The sequence below is a fragment of the Curtobacterium sp. A7_M15 genome, from assembly GCF_030705415.1.
Taxonomy (GTDB): domain Bacteria; phylum Actinomycetota; class Actinomycetes; order Actinomycetales; family Microbacteriaceae; genus Curtobacterium.
The window spans coordinates 1-16,827 of record NZ_JAUZED010000079.1 but is presented as its reverse complement, the minus strand read 5'-3'; the positions used below and the strand labels follow the sequence as shown (position 1 = coordinate 16,827).

20 protein-coding genes are annotated in these 16,827 nt (G+C 71.9%); 7 read left to right on the top strand and 13 right to left on the bottom strand.

Annotation, left to right across the window (positions count from 1 at the left end):
* The 4 genes from Q7F20_RS13540 to Q7F20_RS13525 all read right to left on the bottom strand — a co-directional run.
* Nucleotides 1-462, bottom strand: a 462-nt coding sequence (locus tag Q7F20_RS13540; RefSeq protein WP_305740605.1) for a hypothetical protein, incomplete at its 3' end; no start/stop codon positions are given.
* Nucleotides 459-827 carry a hypothetical protein gene (locus tag Q7F20_RS13535; protein ID WP_305740604.1) on the bottom strand — a complete coding sequence of 123 codons (369 nt, stop codon included), beginning with the start codon at nt 825-827 and terminating at the stop codon, nt 459-461. The genes Q7F20_RS13535 and Q7F20_RS13540, both read right to left, overlap by 4 nt.
* Nucleotides 824-1,015, bottom strand: a complete 192-nt coding sequence (locus Q7F20_RS13530) for a DUF2273 domain-containing protein (RefSeq protein ID WP_305740603.1) — start codon at nt 1,013-1,015, stop codon at nt 824-826. Before Q7F20_RS13530 ends, Q7F20_RS13535 begins: the two co-directional genes overlap by 4 nt.
* On the bottom strand, nt 1,012-1,458 hold the full coding sequence (locus Q7F20_RS13525) for an Asp23/Gls24 family envelope stress response protein (RefSeq protein ID WP_305740602.1): 447 nt from the start codon (nt 1,456-1,458) through the stop codon (nt 1,012-1,014). Before Q7F20_RS13525 ends, Q7F20_RS13530 begins: the two co-directional genes overlap by 4 nt.
* A 119-nt stretch (nt 1,459-1,577) precedes the next feature.
* On the opposite strand from Q7F20_RS13525, the gene Q7F20_RS13520 reads away from it, so the two are divergent.
* Nucleotides 1,578-2,414 (top strand): exodeoxyribonuclease III, encoded by an 837-nt coding sequence (locus tag Q7F20_RS13520; RefSeq protein ID WP_305740601.1) that lies wholly within the window; start codon nt 1,578-1,580, stop codon nt 2,412-2,414.
* A gap of 95 nt (nt 2,415-2,509) precedes the next feature.
* Complete coding sequence (locus Q7F20_RS13515; protein WP_305740600.1) at nt 2,510-2,767, top strand: nuclease; 258 nt, start codon at nt 2,510-2,512, stop codon at nt 2,765-2,767.
* A gap of 4 nt (nt 2,768-2,771) precedes the next feature.
* Here Q7F20_RS13515 and Q7F20_RS13510 read toward each other — a convergent pair whose 3' ends face one another.
* Nucleotides 2,772-3,179: an aldehyde dehydrogenase gene (locus Q7F20_RS13510; protein ID WP_305740599.1), complete on the bottom strand. Its 408-nt coding sequence runs from the start codon at nt 3,177-3,179 to the stop codon at nt 2,772-2,774.
* A 276-nt stretch (nt 3,180-3,455) separates the two neighbouring features.
* Entirely contained in the window at nt 3,456-4,379 is a 924-nt protein-coding gene (locus tag Q7F20_RS13505) for an AEC family transporter (RefSeq protein ID WP_305740598.1), read from the bottom strand.
* 86 nt (nt 4,380-4,465) lie between these two features.
* Here Q7F20_RS13505 and Q7F20_RS13500 point away from each other — a divergent pair, with 86 nt between their 5' ends.
* The 3 genes from Q7F20_RS13500 (at nt 4,466) to Q7F20_RS13490 (ending at nt 6,415) form a co-directional block, all read left to right on the top strand.
* Nucleotides 4,466-5,062, top strand: a complete 597-nt coding sequence (locus Q7F20_RS13500; RefSeq protein ID WP_305740597.1) for a nitroreductase family protein — start codon at nt 4,466-4,468, stop codon at nt 5,060-5,062.
* Between the two features lie 79 nt (nt 5,063-5,141).
* Nucleotides 5,142-5,576, top strand: a complete 435-nt coding sequence (locus Q7F20_RS13495) for an acyl-CoA thioesterase (protein ID WP_305740596.1) — start codon at nt 5,142-5,144, stop codon at nt 5,574-5,576.
* 80 nt (nt 5,577-5,656) lie between these two features.
* Nucleotides 5,657-6,415, top strand: a complete 759-nt coding sequence (locus tag Q7F20_RS13490) for an HAD-IIB family hydrolase (protein WP_305740595.1) — start codon at nt 5,657-5,659, stop codon at nt 6,413-6,415.
* A 72-nt stretch (nt 6,416-6,487) separates the two neighbouring features.
* Here Q7F20_RS13490 and Q7F20_RS13485 read toward each other — a convergent pair whose 3' ends face one another.
* Together Q7F20_RS13485 and Q7F20_RS13480 are read right to left on the bottom strand one after the other, a co-directional pair.
* Nucleotides 6,488-7,111 (bottom strand): phosphoribosylanthranilate isomerase, encoded by a 624-nt coding sequence (locus Q7F20_RS13485; protein ID WP_305740594.1) that lies wholly within the window; start codon nt 7,109-7,111, stop codon nt 6,488-6,490.
* 76 nt (nt 7,112-7,187) lie between these two features.
* Nucleotides 7,188-8,240, bottom strand: a complete 1,053-nt coding sequence (locus tag Q7F20_RS13480; protein WP_305740593.1) for a serine/threonine-protein kinase — start codon at nt 8,238-8,240, stop codon at nt 7,188-7,190.
* A gap of 222 nt (nt 8,241-8,462) precedes the next feature.
* Here Q7F20_RS13480 and Q7F20_RS13475 point away from each other — a divergent pair, with 222 nt between their 5' ends.
* The gene (locus Q7F20_RS13475; RefSeq protein WP_305740592.1) at nt 8,463-8,666 is read left to right on the top strand and encodes a DUF2945 domain-containing protein; all 204 of its coding nucleotides are present in this window, start codon (nt 8,463-8,465) and stop codon (nt 8,664-8,666) included.
* A gap of 4 nt (nt 8,667-8,670) precedes the next feature.
* On the opposite strand, the gene Q7F20_RS13470 is transcribed toward Q7F20_RS13475, so the two are convergent.
* Both Q7F20_RS13470 and Q7F20_RS13465 read right to left on the bottom strand, forming a co-directional pair.
* Nucleotides 8,671-9,426, bottom strand: coding sequence for a DedA family protein (locus Q7F20_RS13470; RefSeq protein WP_305740591.1), 756 nt, complete (start codon nt 9,424-9,426; stop codon nt 8,671-8,673).
* 51 nt (nt 9,427-9,477) lie between these two features.
* Nucleotides 9,478-10,620 (bottom strand): ROK family transcriptional regulator, encoded by a 1,143-nt coding sequence (locus Q7F20_RS13465; protein ID WP_305740590.1) that lies wholly within the window; start codon nt 10,618-10,620, stop codon nt 9,478-9,480.
* A gap of 36 nt (nt 10,621-10,656) precedes the next feature.
* Between Q7F20_RS13465 and Q7F20_RS13460 the strand changes: the two genes are divergently transcribed.
* Nucleotides 10,657-12,369 (top strand): beta-N-acetylhexosaminidase, encoded by a 1,713-nt coding sequence (locus tag Q7F20_RS13460; protein WP_305740589.1) that lies wholly within the window; start codon nt 10,657-10,659, stop codon nt 12,367-12,369.
* Nucleotides 12,370-12,647: 278 nt separating this feature from the next.
* On the opposite strand, the gene Q7F20_RS13455 is transcribed toward Q7F20_RS13460, so the two are convergent.
* From Q7F20_RS13455 to Q7F20_RS13445, 3 genes are all read right to left on the bottom strand, one after another.
* Entirely contained in the window at nt 12,648-14,768 is a 2,121-nt protein-coding gene (locus tag Q7F20_RS13455) for a fructose-specific PTS transporter subunit EIIC (RefSeq protein WP_305740588.1), read from the bottom strand.
* A 68-nt stretch (nt 14,769-14,836) separates the two neighbouring features.
* Complete coding sequence (locus Q7F20_RS13450) at nt 14,837-15,856, bottom strand: 1-phosphofructokinase family hexose kinase (protein ID WP_305740587.1); 1,020 nt, start codon at nt 15,854-15,856, stop codon at nt 14,837-14,839.
* Nucleotides 15,853-16,641, bottom strand: a complete 789-nt coding sequence (locus Q7F20_RS13445) for a DeoR/GlpR family DNA-binding transcription regulator (RefSeq protein ID WP_305740586.1) — start codon at nt 16,639-16,641, stop codon at nt 15,853-15,855. The genes Q7F20_RS13450 and Q7F20_RS13445 overlap by 4 nt, the downstream gene beginning before the upstream one ends.
* Nucleotides 16,642-16,827: the final 186 nt, after the last annotated feature.

Here is a 16,827-nt window from a genome sequence, read left to right as displayed (position 1 = left end):
GACCGTCCGACGGCCGACGGTGCCGACGGCCGCGTCGGGACCGAGCCGCGTGGCCGACCGTGCGGCGCGCGCGGCAGCCGAGGCGAGCACCTCGTCGTCGACGACCACGGCGAGCCGCGACGACGACATCGCGTGCCGCGGGCGCCGCTGCGGCAGGAGGCCCTGCGCGAGGAACACGAGACCGACCAGCGCGACGATGGCGGCGATGCCGACGACGACGGTCGCGTCGAGCCCGCGCGGCGCTCCGGCGGCAGCGTCCACGACGGCACGGGGGTCGACACCGAGCGCCCGCTGGTCGAGGAACACGAGGGCGGCGGCGAACACGGCGGCAGCCGCGACCACGAGCGTGACGAGCATCGCGACGACGACCGCTCCCGACCGCGACGCGTTCGTCTCACGGCGGACGATCCGGCGGTACACCCGGTCGTGGTCGGGGGCGGGCGGCAGGGAGCGCTCGGTCACCGGACCCTCCTCGGGGTGTCGACGACGGACGACGAGAACGTCACGGTCACCCGCTCGACCTGTCGGCCGGTGATGGTGCGGAGCCGCTCGGCGATCGTGCCGCGAGCACGGTGCGCCGAGGTGGTGACGGGTTCGTCGGGGACCGCGTGGCTCCCGAGCACGGGCACGGCGAGCGGGGCGGTGATCTCGACCGCCAGCCCACCGCGGCCGTCGTCCGCGACCCGGGCACGTGCCTCCCGGAACGGCACACGCAGCGCCTCGGCCGCCACCGCCTGCGCGGTGTGCACCAGCGCCGCCGATCCGATCCGGTCGGAGCCGGGGATCCGTCCGCCGCTGCCGGGACCGGCGACGGCGGGCGCGCTCACGACGAGCTCCGGCGTCCGCGCAGCACGTCGAGGAGTCGGCGCACGTCGATGTCGCCGGTGACGATCCGGGCGACGACCCCGCCCACGAGCATGCAGACGGCGACCACGACGAACGCCCAGAAGCCGAGCGTCACGGCGACGATCGCGAGCAGTGCACCGACGCCCATGCCGATGACGGTGGCGTTCACCGGACGCGACCCTCGGACTCGTCCGCAGGGCCGCCCAGCCCGGGGATGTTCACGTCGTTGATGGCGATGTTGACCTCGGTGACCTCGAGCCCCACGAGCTCGGTGACCGCGGTCGTGACGGCCGCGCGCACGGCGGTCGCGACGTCCATCATCGGTGTCGGGTAGTCCACGACGATCGTCAGGTCGACCGCCACCTGCGTCTCGCCCACCTCGACACGGACACCCTGGCCGAGTGCGCTCGACCCGATCGCGTCGCGGATCGCGCCGAACGCGCGAGCCGCGTTGCCGCCGAGCGCGAAGACGCCGGGGACGTCCCGGGCGGCGATGCCGGCGACCTTCGCGACGACCGTGTCGTCGATGATCGTCCGGCCCTTGGTGGTCACCTGCGTCGTGGTGGTACCGGTCGTCGCGGTCCCGTCGACGCGGTTCGTCGTCGATGCCATGCGTGCCTCCGATGCGGTCTGGTCCTGGTCTCCAGCGAACACCATCGTGCCGTGCTGCGCCCGTGAGCAGGACCCGGCGCGCGGACGGCACCCGGGCGGCCCGCGGTAGGTTCGATCCCATGCGCGTGGCGACCTGGAACGTGAACTCCGTCCGCACCCGAGTGGGTCGGATCGTCGACTGGCTGGTGCGCGAGGACGTCGACGTGCTCGGCATGCAGGAGATCAAGTGCAAGCCGGAGCAGTTCCCGGTCGAGGCGTTCGAGGCGGCCGGCTACCAGGTCGAGGCGCACGGCCTGAACCAGTGGAACGGGGTGGCCTTCGCCAGCCGGCTCCCGCTCGAGGACGTCACCCGCGACTTCCCCGGCCAGCCCGGCTTCCTCAAGGGGCACGAGGGTCCCGACCTGCCGGTCGAGGCACGCGCCATCGGTGTCACGGTCGACGGCGTCCGGCTGTGGAGCCTCTACGTGCCGAACGGCCGCGAGGTCGGCGACCCGCACTACACGTACAAGCTCGACTGGCTCGGGCAGCTGGCCGACCGCACCTCCGAGTGGCTCGCCGCCGACCCCGAGCTGCCGCTGGCGCTGATGGGCGACTGGAACGTCGCTCCGCTCGACCAGGACGTCTGGGACATGCGGGTCTTCGAGGGCGCCACCCACGTCTCCGAGCCGGAGCGTGCGGCCTTCCGGGACTTCGAGGCGCGCGGCCTCCAGGACGTCGTCCGCCCGATCGTCCCGGACGGCTACACCTACTGGGACTACAAGCAGCTGCGCTTCCCCCGCAACGAGGGCATGCGCATCGACTTCGTCATGGGCTCGCAGGCGTTCTCTGACGTCGTGACGGACGCCCGCATCCACCGCGACGAGCGGAAGGGCGACGCGCCGAGCGACCACGTCCCGGTGTCCGTCGACCTGGACCTCGAGACCTCGCTCGACGACGACCGTCCGATGATCTTCTGACGCCTCTGTTACTCCCCGCGTCCGCCCCCGTTGAGCCGGGCGCACCAAGGGACGTACCGTGCCTGCACCGAACCCCTCCGAGAGCAGGTGAAGCCATGTCCCGCACGACCCCGTCGACGATCCTTCCGATCCAGCGCGTCATGGCCGACGCCACGCCCCGCGCCTGGAGGGACGGCATCGTCATCGAGACCCGCCCCGCCGACGTCGTGGTCGCGTTCCTCGACGGTGGCGTGACACAGCTGCGGGCGGCGGGCGCCGACACGCTCGTGTCGGTCGGGGACCCGGTCGCCCACCACCCGGCCGCGGAGATCCTCAGCGTGGGCGGTCGGAAGACCACCGCACGCATCGCGTGACGCGTCAGGCGGTCATCGAGGCCATCATCGCCTCGCACTTCGCGACCATCTCGTCGCACGCCATCGCGCAGTAGCGGCACGACTCGTCCATGTCCTGGTGCGTGCGGCACTCGGCGGCGCACGCGGTGCCCATCGCCACGCACGCGGCGAGCATCGAGCGCATCGCCTCGGCGTCCATGCCCATCGGACGCATCATCATCCGCATGCCGGTGTCGGCGAGCATCGCCGTGTTCGAGCACATCGCGGCGCAGGTCGCCATGTCGGCACCCATCTGCATGTCGCTGGCGGAGCACATCGTCGCGGCCATCGACGCGGCGTTCATCGCCATCATCGTGTCCTGCACGAGCTCCGCGTCCATCGCCATGGGCATCTCGCTCGTGGACATGGTCTTCATCATCGCCATGGTGTCCATCGGGGACCTCCTCTTCCGTTCGGATGGCGCCCACGGTACGCCCCGCCCCGCGCTCGCTCCGGTCTCCTCCTGCTCATCAGGCGCAGTGGTCGCGACCACAGGACGGACGGGAGGCGCGGTGCCGGCCCGCACCGCGCCTCCCGTCCGTCGTCAGGTCCGGACACGCCGCGGATCGCCCGGCGAGCGGGCGGAACGCGCCGCTCCGCGGCGGCGAGCGGGACGTTTCCTGCCTGCTCGCGCGGCACCGGCCCGGCCCGGCCCGCTTCCCGGGCCGTCCTAGGGGTGCAGGAGCGCGGCCACCGCGACCAGCACCGGCACGGACCCGATCGTCGAGAGGAGCACGACGTCCCGCGCGACCGGCACCGCCGCACCGTAGCGCTGCGCGTAGTTGAACACGTTCTGCGCCGCCGGCAGCGCCCCGAGCGTCGTGAGCACGAAGACGTCCTGGTCCCCCAGGCCGAACACGAACCGGGCGAACACGAACGCCACGGCCGGCATCACCACGAGCTTGATCGCGGACGCCACGACGACGTCCGTCCGGATCGCGGGGTCGCGCAGCGGGGTCGCACCGTGCAGGCTCATCCCGAACGACAGCAGCACGACGGGAACGGCGGCCGCCCCGACGAGCGAGAACGGCTCGAGCACGGGGGTCGGCAGGGCGGTGCCCGTCGCCGAGAAGACCAGGCCGACGAGCGAGGCGATGATGATCGGGTTCCGGAACGGCCCCGAGACCCGGCGCCACCAGCTCCCGCCCGCCGAGGTCGCGGTGTCGAGGATCGTCAGCGCGATCGGCGCGAGCACCACGAGCTGCAGCAGGATCACCGGCACGACGGCGGTGGCCTGCCCGAGGACGTAGACGGCGACCGGCAACCCGATGTTGTTGGCGTTGACGTAGCTCGCGGCGAGCGCCCCGACCGTCGTGGTCGCGAGCGGACGACGCAGCACCACGCGGAAGACCACTCCGGCACCGACCGCCACCGAGACCGCGCTCAGCAGGGACACCCACAGCATCGGCGACAGCAGGACGTGGATGTCCGCCGTGGCGATCGTGTGGAAGAGCAGGCAGGGCATGAGCACGAAGAACGCGAGCCTGCTCATCACGAACTGGGCGTGCTGGCCGAGCAGGCCGATGCGTCCGACGACGTACCCGGCGGCGATGATCGCGCCGATGATCGCGAACCCGGTCAACACGCCACCCATCGGCTCCATCCTCGCACCCGGACGCTGCTTCGTGTGACGTTGCTCAGGCCGGAAATGCGAACGCATCGATTACCGTTGCAGGCACCATGACCTCGACGAACCCCAGCACGCTCACGCGTTCGACCGACTCCAGCCAGCCCCTCGTCCCCCTGCTCGAGGAGCGGTGGAGCCCCCGTTCCTACGACGAGACCGCCACGATCGACGACGCCGCGTTCGACGCGATCCTCGAGGCCGCCCGCTGGGCCCCGTCGGCCATGAACTTCCAGCCGCGCCGCTTCGTCGCCGGCCGCCGCGGCACCGAGACGTTCCGGAAGATCAACGAGAACCTCCTCGGCTTCAACGCCGCCTGGGCCTTCCGCGCCAGCGCCCTGGTCGTCGGCGTGCTCGAGACCGTGACCGAGGACGGCGACGAGCGTCCCTTCGCGCAGTACGACCTCGGCCAGTCCCTCGCCGCCCTGACCGTGCAGGCGCACGCCGAGGGTCTGCACGTGCACCAGATGGCGGGCATCGACGCCGAGGGCCTCCGCGCCGCGTTCGACCTGCCGGAGCGCTTCCTGCCCTACACCGTCACCGCGATCGGTACCGTGGCGGACCCGTCGCAGCTCGACGACAAGGCCGCCGAGCGCGAGGTCGCGCCGCGCACCCGGCTCCGCCTCGACGAGGTCGTCCTCGTCAAGGAGTAGTCCTCCACGACCGCCCGCGGCCGCATCCCGATCGGGATGCGGCCGTTGTCGTCCCGGACGAGGCGTACCATGTACTGACATGCAGCAGGACGCGAACGCCCCCGGACCCGAGATGAACTTCTACACGCGCAAGTGGGTCCGCCCCGAGGACCTCAACGCCAACGGCACCCTGTTCGGCGGCAGCCTCCTGCGCTGGATCGACGAGGAAGCCGCCGTCTACGCGATCATCCAGCTCGGCAACGGCAAGGTCGTCACGAAGTACATGTCCGAGATCGTCTTCGTGTCGTCCGCACGCGAGGGCGACATCGTCGAGATCGGCCTCGTCGCCACCCGCTTCGGACGCACCTCGCTGACGATGCGGGCCGAGGCGCGGAACCTCTTCACCCACCGCAGCATCCTCACCATCGACGAGGTGGTGTTCGTCAACCTCGACGAGGACGGCAACCCGGCCCCGCACGGCTACACCGACATCACGTACGACCGCGACCGGGTGCCCGCCACGCACCGCGCGTGACACCGCAGACATCGCGCAGCAGGGCCCTGGCAGAGCATCGCACCCGGCATGTGACCGGGGGCCTCTGGCAGGATCGGGGCATGACCACGCCCCGCCTCGTCGCCTTCGACCTGGACGACACCCTCGCCCCCTCGAAGTCCGCGCTCGACCCCCGGATGCTCGAGACGTTCGCGTCCCTGCTCGAGGTCGTGCCGGTCGCGGTGATCTCCGGCGGCAACTTCCAGCAGTTCGAACAGCAGCTCGTCGCACCCCTGCGGCGACGCGACGGCCTGGTCCTCGACGACCTGCACCTCCTGCCGACCTGCGGCACCGCCTACTACCGGTGGAACGGCGACGACTGGGCACTCCAGTACGCCGAAGACCTCACCGACGAGCAGAAGCGCCGTGCCCTCGCCGCGGTCGAGGCCGAGGCGAAGGCCGCCGGGTTCTGGGAGTCCGAGACGTGGGGCCCCATCCTCGAGGACCGCGGTTCGCAGATCACCTTCTCGGCGCTCGGTCAGTCGGCTCCGGTCGACGTGAAGAAGCAGTGGGACCCGACGGGCGCCAAGAAGGACGAACTCCGTCGGCGCGTCCAGGCCGAGCTCCCGGACCTCGAGGTCCGCTCCGGCGGCTCGACGAGCGTGGACATCACCCGCAAGGGCATCGACAAGGCGTACGGCATGCAGCGGCTCGCCGAGATCACCGGCATCGCGCTCGACGACATGCTGTTCGTCGGCGACCGCCTCGACCCCGAGGGCAACGACTACCCGGTGAAGGCCCTCGGCGTCCCGTGCCACGCGGTCGAGGGGTGGGAGGACACCGACGCGTTCCTCACGGAGCTGATCCCCACCCTGCGCTGACCGGCGGGCACCGACGCGCCGTCGCGATCGCGGACGCTCTCGCCTTGTGGGACGGGAGGCGCGGCGAACCACTCAGGGGATGCTGCGGACCGCCTCGACGAACGCCCGGATCTTCGCCTCGTCCTTCACGCCACGCTCGGACTCGACGCCGCTCGACACGTCGACACCGTCCGGGTCGAGCGACTCGATCGCCGCGACCACGTTCGCCGGCGTGAGCCCGCCCGCGAGGATCCAGGCCTCGTCGACCTTCCCCGCGATCGAGGCCGGGTCGACGAGCCGACCGCTGCCCGGCACCGCGGCGTCGAGCAGGAGCAGGTCGTGGTCGTACGAGGCGCGCTGCTCCGGCGTCTCCCGCAGGTAGTCCTCTGCCGCGACCGCCCGGATCGTGAAGAAGCCGGCGTCGCGGGCGCGCGCGAAGTCCGTGGCCGACTCGCCGCCGTGCAGCTGCAGCGTGGTGAGCCCCACCGCCGAGGCGATGCCGACGATCTCGTCGATCTCCTGGTCGCGGAAGACACCGACCGCGTCGATGCCGTCCGGCACCCGTTCGACGAGCTCCTTCGCCAGGTCGGCGGTCACGGTCCGGGGGCTGCCGGCTGCGAAGACGAACCCGACCGCGTCCGCACCGGCGTCGATGGCGGCGTCCACGGTGGCAGGGGTCGACAGGCCGCAGATCTTGATCCATCGCTGGTCGGTCATGCCGTCCATCCTGCCAGGGACCCCGCAGGTGCGGAGCGGTCGTCGATCCACCGTGCGCGGCGGCCGTGCGCCCGACCTAGTGCAGGGTGCCGGCGATGTACGACGCCCCGCAGGCGACGAGGACGCCGAACGCCGCGAAGGACCCGACGAAGACGTTCCGCCGCCGCCAGCGCCGCACGGTGACGAACGTCCCGCGCTTGGCGTGCCGGTGCGCGGCGCGGTGCAGCCGGTGGTCGCGCTTGTGCTTCACACGATGCGGTCCGAGCGGCACCGGACCGGTGATCTGTGTCGACCCCCCGCGGAGCGCGTTCGCGATGGCGACCGCGGTCGGGCGACGGTCGGGGTCCCGCGCGGTCATCTTCGCGAGGAGCTCCCGCCACTCCGGCGCGATGTCGTCCGGGATCTCGGGGTCGTGACGGAGGCGTGCGAGCGCCGCCTCGATGAGGGTGCCGGAGTACTCCTGCTTGCCGGTCAGGGCCTCGAGCAGCACGAGTCCGAGCGAGTAGACGTCGGTGGCGAAACCGATCGGCTCGCCCGCGACCTGCTCGGGGCTGAGGTACGCGGCGGTCCCGATGATCGTGCCGTCGTTCGTCAGGCGGGAGCCGTCGACGAAGTGGGCGACACCGAAGTCGGTGAGCTTGACCGTGCGGGCGAAGCCCGACGACCCCTCGTCGCTGATGAGGATGTTGGCCGGCTTGACGTCGCGGTGCACGATCCCGCGCGAGTGCACGTACGCCAGCGCGTCGGCGAGCTGGGCGCCGAGGTCGGCCACCTCGTAGTTGTGCAGAGGGCCCTCGGCGAGGCGGCGCAGGAGCGTCGTGTCGGCGATGAGCTCCATCACGATGAAGCGGTGCGGGCCGTCCTCGAAGTCGTGGGTGCCCGCGTCGTACAGCGGGATGAGGCCGGGGTGCGACAGCATGCTGAGCAGCCGGATCTCGCGCTCCTGGCGGACCCGGTCGGCCGTGGTCATCGACTCGGGCGTGGCAAAGAGCTTCACCGCGACGGCACGGTACGTGTGCTCGTCACGCGCTTCGTAGACGGATCCCATGCCACCCGTGCCGATGAGCTTCACGAGGCGGTACCGGCCCGAGAGGACCGTCTCCGCCCGAGTGACGTTCAGCAGGGTCATGGTTGATGTCGTTCCGTCCGCGAGCCGGAAGACCCGGGGCAGTTGCCTCAGCAGTGGCTCATCCAGTACGGTACGCGTCCCGCAGGGTTTTCGGGCGTGTGTTATGACATCGTGATGGGGGACATCTTCCCGGAAGATGCCCGGAAACATGCGGATGCATCGGGGTACGGTCGGCTTCTCCACGAGTGAGCGATCACGCGCAAACCGCGCAAGGAGGACGAGATGGCACTGTCCAAGGGCGACAAGGTCCACTGGAACACGTCGCAGGGGAAGACCACGGGCACCGTGGTGGAGAAGAAGACGAAGGACTTCACGTTCGAGGGCCAGCACTTCAAGCCCACCGATGACGACCCCTACTTCATCGTCGAGTCGGAGAAGTCGGGCAGCAAGGCCGCGCACAAGGAGTCGGCGCTGACGAAGGCCTGACCGCTCAGTCGCCCGCGGGTTCGGCGCGACGGCGGCCACGTGCTGCTACACCGCGGTCGCCGCTGCTCGCGCGTTCGGCACGGATGCGGCGGACCCGACGGACGACGAACGTCACCACCACGACGGCGATCGCCACGTAGAGGACCCGGTCGATCCACTCGGTGTACTGCTCGACCTTGTCGTACTGGGTCCCGAACGCCGCGCCGAGCAGCACCAGGGCACCGTTCCAGATCCCGCTCGCGATGATCGTGAAGACCGAGAACGTCCCGAGGTGCATCCGGTCCGCCCCGGCCGGCAGCGAGATGAGACTGCGGACGATCGGCACGAAGCGACCGAAGAAGACCGCGCTCTTGCCGTGCCGGTGGAACCAGTCCGCCGCCTTCCGGAAGTCGTCCTCGTCGACGAGGGGCAGCTTGCCGAGCCAGCGCGTCGTCCGCTCGAAGCCGATGACGGCACCGAGCCAGTACAGCACCAGCGCGCCGAGGTAGGAGCCGAGCGTCGCGAGCACCAGGACGAGCACGAGGTTCATCCGGCCGGCTCCCGCCAGGAACCCGGCCAGCGGCAGGATCACCTCGGACGGGATCGGCGGGAAGACCGTCTCGACGAAGAGCATCAGCGCGACGCCCCACTCCCCCAGGGCGTCGATCAGCTGCAGCACGAGGCCGGAGAGCCCGCCCATCTCGGGGTCCGAGGACCCCGCGGCGGAGTCGCCGGCGGCGACGGTCATGGTGTGGGCAGGCGCAGCCACGGCAGTCGTCATCCCCCGATGGTGCCTGAGCGCCCTGTCAGGACCTGGCACGCTGCCTGGACGTCAGCTGAGTCCCATGTGCGTCGTCCGGACGTGGGTCAGGGACCGGGCGAGCGCACCGCGGGCGACGGCGTCGCGGCCGACCGTCGACGGGACGATCTCGACGGGGTGTCGGAGCTGCGGTGTGACGAGCTCGGTCAGGGCGTCGCAGAACACCGCGGCGGCCGGCAGGACCTCACCACCGACGACGACGATCTCGGGGTCGATCGTCGCGACGAGCTGCACGACTCCGGGCGCGACGTCCGCGGCGAGCGCCCGCACGGCCGCGGCGGCGACCCCGTCCCCCTGCCCGGCCGACGCCATGACGGACTCGACGTCCGTGTCGGGGGCGATCCGCGCCTCCAGTCGAGCGGGTGCGTCGGGCCAGCCGGTCGATGCCAGGCCGCCCATCTCACCGGCCGCCCCGCGCGCACCGCGGGCGAGGGCTCCGTCGACCAGGTACGCCGCGCCGATCTGGCGACCCATCACCAGGTACAGGCCGTCCTGCACACCGCGGAAGCGCCCCCACATCGCCTCGGCCGTGGCGGCGAGCTTCGCGTCGTTGTCGAAGAACGTGGTCGCGGTGGGGAACAGGTCGCCGATCCGGCCGGGGACCCGACGCTCCACCCACTGCGGGACCGCGACGGTGTAGTCGATCTCCCCGGAACGGTCCACGACGGCCGGGACCCCGAACGTGGCGGCGAGGAGCCGCGACGGGTCGGTGCCCTCGACCAGCCGTCGGACGACGTCCTGCACGCTCTCCCACGCCTGCTCGGCGGAGGCGAGGTCCGTGTAGACCTCTTCCACGCGGGCGAGCTGTCGACCGCGGAGGTCCGAGCGGAGCCCGACGATGCCGTGCAGCCCGAGGTCGACGCCGAGCACGGACCCGGCCCCGGCGTCCGCACGGAACCGCTTCGCGCGCCGACCGGCCTTGTTCGGCGTGGCGATCGCCTCGGCCTCGGTGACCCAGCCCTCGTCGACCAGGTCGGCCAGTGCCGCCTCGACCGTCGGGCGCGACAGGCCGACGGTCCGCCCGAGCTCGGTCACGGTGTGCGAGCCGTCGTCGCGGAAGAGCTCGGCGAGGAGCGCACGCGAGTTGATGAGTCGGAGCATCCCCGGCGTGCTGCCGACGACACCGTTCGGAAGCGTTGACACGGTCTCGTCCACGGCCATAGCCTCCATATTACGAAAGATCATTGAGGAATGGTGGACTCCGACATGCTCATCCCACGGCCGCGCCGCACCGAACCGGGTGTCGGCGCCTTCGCGATCACCCCGTCGACCCGCATCGCGGCGGACGCCGCGAGCGAGTCGGTCCGACTGTACCTGCAGCAGACCCTGCGGGGGTCGACCGGACTGCCCGTGCGCGACGCCGACGACTCGGCAGGGATCGACGGTGCCGCCACGGACGTGATCGTGCTCCGGGTCGCCGACGTCGACACGCTCCCCTCCGGGCCGGCCGGGGACCGCTCCGAGTCGTTCCGGCTGCGGATCGCTCCGGACCGGATCGAGGTCACCGGCGGGGGCCCGGCGGGCGTCTTCTACGGGGTCCAGGCACTCCTGCAGTCGCTCCCTGCCGACGTCTACCGCAAGGGCAGGGTCGGCACCGGCCCGTGGACCGTCGCGGCCGTCATCGTCGAAGACGCGCCGGCGTTCGCGTGGCGCGGCGTCATGCTCGACGTCGCCCGGCACTTCCGCACCAAGCACGAGGTCATGCGCGTGATCGACCAGCTCGCCGCGCACCGGCTCAACCGGCTCCACTTCCACCTCACCGAGGACCAGGGGTGGCGCATCGAGATCCGGAAGTACCCGCGCCTCACCGAGGTCGGGTCGTGGCGGAAGGAGTCGCAGGTCGGCGCGCACGTGCCGGACGCCGACGGCGTCCTGCACCCGGTGGCGTTCGACGGCCGACCGCACGGCGGCTACTACACGCAGGACGACATCCGCGAGATCGTCGCCTACGCGGCCGACCGGTTCGTCACCGTCGTCCCCGAGATCGAGACCCCCGGCCACGTCCGCGCGGCCCTCGCCGCCTACCCGGCGCTCGGCGTCACGGGCGAGCCGATCGACGTGTGGACGGAGTGGGGCATCGCCGACGACGTCCTCAACGCCGAAGAGTCGACGATCACGTTCTTCCAGGACGTCCTCGACGAGGTGATCGCCCTGTTCCCCTCCGAGTACATCGGGGTGGGCGGCGACGAGTGCCCCAAGGTCCAGTGGCAGGACGATCCCAGCACGCAGGAACGCATCCGTGAGCTCGGCCTCGCGGACGAGGAGCAGCTGCAGGCCTGGATCATCGGCCGACTCGCGGCCCACGTCGAGTCCCACGGGCGGCGGGCGTTCGGGTGGGACGAGATCCTCGAGGGCGGCACGCTCTCGAAGTCCGCCACCGTGCTGTCCTGGCGCGGCCTGACCGGAGCCCGGACCGCTGCGAAGCGCGGCCACGACGTGATCTCCGCCCCCGACGACCAGGTCTACCTCGACTACCGGCAGAGCGACCTCGAGACCGAGCCCATCCCGGTGTCGATCGTCCTCACGGTCGACGACGTGTTCGCCTTCGACCCGGTGCCGGCGGACCTCACCGACGCCGAGCGCGCCCACGTCATCGGCGGCCAAGGCAACATGTGGACCGAGCACGTGGACACCGCCCGCAAGCTCGACTACCAGCTCTTCCCGCGGGTCGCCGCCCTCGCCGAGGCGCTCTGGTCGGCGGACGTCGCCGGCCCACGGGACGTCGCCGAGTTCCGCGGCCGGTTGGCCGAGCACCTTGCCCGGCTCGAGGCGATGGGGATCGAGTACCGGCACGACGCCGGGCCGTTCCCGTGGGAGCAGCGGCCGGGGGTGCCGGGGCGGCCGCACTCGCGCGAGGAGCGCGCGGCGTACATCGACGCGGTGACGGCCAACATCGCGGACTAGCCCGCCGACGTCCGTCGCCGTCGTCCGTCGTCCGTCGTCCGTCGTCCGTCGTCCGTCGTCCGTCGTCCGTCGGTCGCACAACACGCCGCTCACGTCCGCCGAGGTCGCAGAAGAGGTCGCTCCGCCAGCCATCGCGCGGCACTTTGTGCGACCCGGACCCGGCCGCCGCGCGCCGGCCCCCGCCCCGTCAGCCCGCGGATCCGTCGCGACCACCTGACGGACGGGAGGCGCGGTGCCAGCCGACACCGCGCCTCCCGTCCGTCAGGTGGTGACGACCACTACACGGCGACCGCCACGCGCTCGTCCGCCGTCTCCGACACGGCGGCGTCCGCCGCCGGTGCCCGCCGCACCCACTTCTTCAGCCCGACCAGCACGAGCGCCGACACCACGGTGCCCGCGAGGATCGCGACGACGAACATCGCCACGTCCCCGATCGCGAAGAACACGAAGATCCCACCGTGCGGCGCCCGCGAGGTCACACCCGCAGCCATCGAGATCGCACCCGTGACCGCGGCGCCGACCATCGACGCCGGGATGACGCGCAGCGGGTCGGCGGCCGCGAACGGGATCGCACCCTCGGAGATGAACGAGGCGCCGAGCAGCCACGCGGCCTTGCCGTTCTCGCGCTCGGGCTTCGTGAACCCCTTGCGGTAGAGCACGGTGGAGGCGAGCGCGAGGGCCAGCGGCGGGACCATGCCCGCGGCCATCACGGCCGCCATGATCTCGAACGGGACGACGTTCGTGGCCGATCCGGCTCCGAGGCCGGCGACCGCGAACGCGTACGCCACCTTGTTCACCGGACCGCCGAGGTCGAACGCCATCATCAGGCCGAGGATGATGCCGAGCAGGATCGCCGAGGCGCCGGACAGCGAGTTGAGGAACTGGGTCAGCTGGGTCATCAGCCAGGCGATGGGTCCGCCGAGCACGAGCAGCATGAGGCCCGAGGCGATGATCGACGCGAAGAGCGGGATGATCACGACCGGCATCAGGCCACGCAGCCAGCGCCAGGTCGGGATCCGTCCGATCCAGTAGGCGGCACCACCGGCGATGAGGCCACCGACGAGACCACCGAGGAACCCGGCGTTCATGAACACGGCGATCGATCCGGCGACGAAGCCCGGCGCGATGCCCGGGCGGTCGGCGATGGCGTACGCGATGTAGCCGGCGAGCGCCGCGACCAGGAACCCGAGCGAGACGCCACCGATCTGGAACGCCGCGGCACCGAGGTAGTACGCCAGCCCCTCCGGCGGGAGGTTCAGGAGCGTGTAGTGCGTCAGCGTGTAGACCGCGTTGTTCTGCCCGGAGTCACCGTGGGTCAGCGCGATGCCGTAGCCGGCGAGCAGGAACCCGAGCGCGATGAGGAGCCCGCCGCCCGCGACGAACGGGATCATGTAGCTCACACCGGTGAGGAGCCAGCGCTTGAGCGCCTGCCCGAAGTGCTCGTCGGTCTTCGTCGTCTCCGACGAGGTCGCGCCGCCCTGGACGCGTGCCGCGTTCGGGTCGTCGGCGGCGCGGAGTGCCTCGGCGATCATCGTGTCCGGCTCGTCGACCCCGCGCTTGACGGGTCCGGACACGAGCGGCTTGCCGGCGAATCGACCACGGTCGCGGACGTCGACGTCGACCGCGAAGACGACGGCGTCGGCACGGGCGATGAGGGCCGGGTCGAGCGGCTCGACCTGCGAGGACCCCTGCGTCTCGATGTGCATCTCGGCACCCGCGCGCTGCGCCGCGGCGACGAGGGCGTCGGCAGCCATGTAGGTGTGCGCGATGCCGGTCGGGCACGCGGTGACACCGACGAGGACCTTACGCGCTCCGGCGGTGGACCCGGCCGCGTCGCCGTCCGCGGCGTGCGTCGCGGGGGCAGGTCGCGCCTCCTGGCCGGCGGTCGCACTGGAGGCGCTGCTCGCGTTCCCGACGCCGGCCTGCGCGACCTCGCCGCTCACCTCGCGATCGACGAGGTCGACGATCTCCTGCGGGGTGGTGGCGGCGCGGAGGGCGGCGGTGAAGTCCTCGCGGATGAGCGCACGGGCGAGGGTCGAGAGGACCGTGAGGTGGTCCTTGTCGGCACCTTCGGGCACGGCGATCATGAAGACGATGTCGGCGTCGCCGTCCGGAGCGCCGAACGACACCGTCCGTGCGAGGCGGCTCATCGCCAGCGTCGGCTCGGAGACCGAGGCGGACCGGGCGTGCGGGATCGCGATGCCACCGGGGACGCCGGTGCCGACGCTTGCCTCGCGGGCGATCGCGTCAGCGGCGAGGGACGCCCCGTCCGCCGCGCGGCCGGTGGCGGCGACGCGGTCGGCGAGGACGCGGATGACGTCGCTCGAGGTGGCGCCGAGGTCCTCGTCGAGACCGACGAGCTGGACGCTGATGAGGCGTGGACTCGTGTTGACGGACATGGGTTGCTCCTTTGCAATGGCGCTGGAGGCGCGGGTGCTGCGGGGTTGAGTGTGTGTGCGGGGGGGGGTCAGGCGGGTTCGGTCGCCGGCTCGAGCATCCGGACGGCGATGCCCGACGGGTCGGTGTGGTCGAGGGCGGGGACGTCGCTGCCGGGGAGCGCCGCTGCGGCGGCCCCGGTCGCGACGGCCTGGGCGAGGCGCTGCTCGGGCGACTGGCCGGCGACCTCGGCGAGCAGGTAGCCGGCGAGGGAGGAGTCCCCCGCGCCGACGGTCGAGCGCGCCACGATCCGGGGGGCCGCGGCCGCGTAGCTCCCGTCCTCCGTCACGAGGACGGCGCCAGCGCTGCCCAGGGTCAGGAGCACGCTGCCGACGTTCTTGTCACGGAGGCGCTGGGCCGCGGTCACCGCGGCGTCGACGTCCCGCTCGAACTCGTCCGGGTCGCCGCCGACCACCTCGGCGAGTTCCTCGGCGTTCGGCTTCACGAGGTCGATCCGCTCGCCCGACTGCAGCAACGCGGTGAAGGGCAGGCCCGAGGAGTCCACCGCGATCCGGACGGCGTCGCCGTGACGCTGCCGGACGGCACGGACGAGGACCGCGAGGGCGTCGTCCGGCAGCCCCGGCGGCAGGGAGCCGGCGAGGACGACCCAGCGCGCGGCCGGTCCGGTTGCGGTGGCTCCGGCGGTGTCGGCGACGAGCGCGGCGAGGTCCTCGAGGCGTCCGGCGAGCGACGGCCCCGGCTCGTTGAGCTTGGTGGTCGTGCCGGTCGGCTCGGTCACCGTGACGTTCGAGCGGAGCGGAGCGCCGATCGCCAGCGCGGCGGTCGGGATCCCGCGGGTCGCGAGGCCGAGCAGCACTGGGTCGAGCTCGTCGCCGGGCAGCACCGCCACGGTGTCGCCGCCGCTCGCGACGACGACGCGGGAGACGTTGACGCCCTTGCCGCCCGGCTCGGCCGTGGACCGGGTGGCTCGCTGGACGGCACCGCGCTGGAGCTCACCGGCGAGCTCGATGGTGCGGTCGAGGCTCGGGTTCGGGGTGACGGTGACGATGCGGGTGCTCGGGGACGGGTTCGTGCTCGCGTTCACGTTCATGCCACGACCACCTCGACGTCGGCTTCGGCGAGCGCTCCGGCGAGGTCGGCCGGTGGCTCCTGGTCGGTGACGATCGTGTCGATCTCGTCGAGCCGGGCGAACCGCATGAGTGCCTCCACCCCGTGCTTCGCGGCGTCCGCGAGGACCACGCTGCGCCGGGCCGCGAGGACGTACGCCCCCTTCACGGCCGCCTCGTACTCGTCCGGTGTGCTCAGGCCGAAGCCCGCGGAGAGGCCGTTCGTCCCGACGAACGCGATGTCCGGCCGCAACGCACCGATCTGCTCGACCGTGGCCGTCCCGACGGCGGCGCTCGTCACGCCGCGGACACGACCGCCGAGCAGGTGCAGTTCGACGTGGTCACTGTGCTGGAGGGTCGCGGCGATCGGCACCGAGTTGGTGATCACCGTGAGGGTCGCCCCGGCCGTCGTGGGTTCCCACCGGGCGAGCTCGGCGGCGACCGCGGCGCAGGTCGTCCCGGCATCCAGCGCGATCGAGCCGGTGAAGGTCGGCGGGACGAGGCGCATCGCAGCCCGGGCGATCGCGGACTTGGCGGAGTTGTGCTGCCCCTCACGCTCGGCAACGGAGAGCTCGACGACGCTGGATCGACCGACCGGGACCGCTCCCCCGTGCACCCGGCGCAGGACGCCGGCGGACTCGAGGGCGTCCAGGTCACGCCGGACGGTCTCGGTCGTCACGTCGAAGTGCTCGGCGAGGTCGGCGACGGACACACGGCCGGCATCCTGCAACGCTGCTGCGATCGCGTCGTGCCGCTCGGTTGCGTACATGCCCGAACTCCTTCGTTCCCGTGGGTTTTGAGAAGAGTACGTCCCGATGCCACACAAACGCAACCGTTCCGTGCCGGAACCAACACGTCCGCAGGTCGCATGGCGCCCCGGCACCCGCCGGCTCGCCGAGCGGGCACTCTCCGTCCCGCTCGCCGCCCGCGCCGCGCCGCCCGCGCCCCCCGAGGT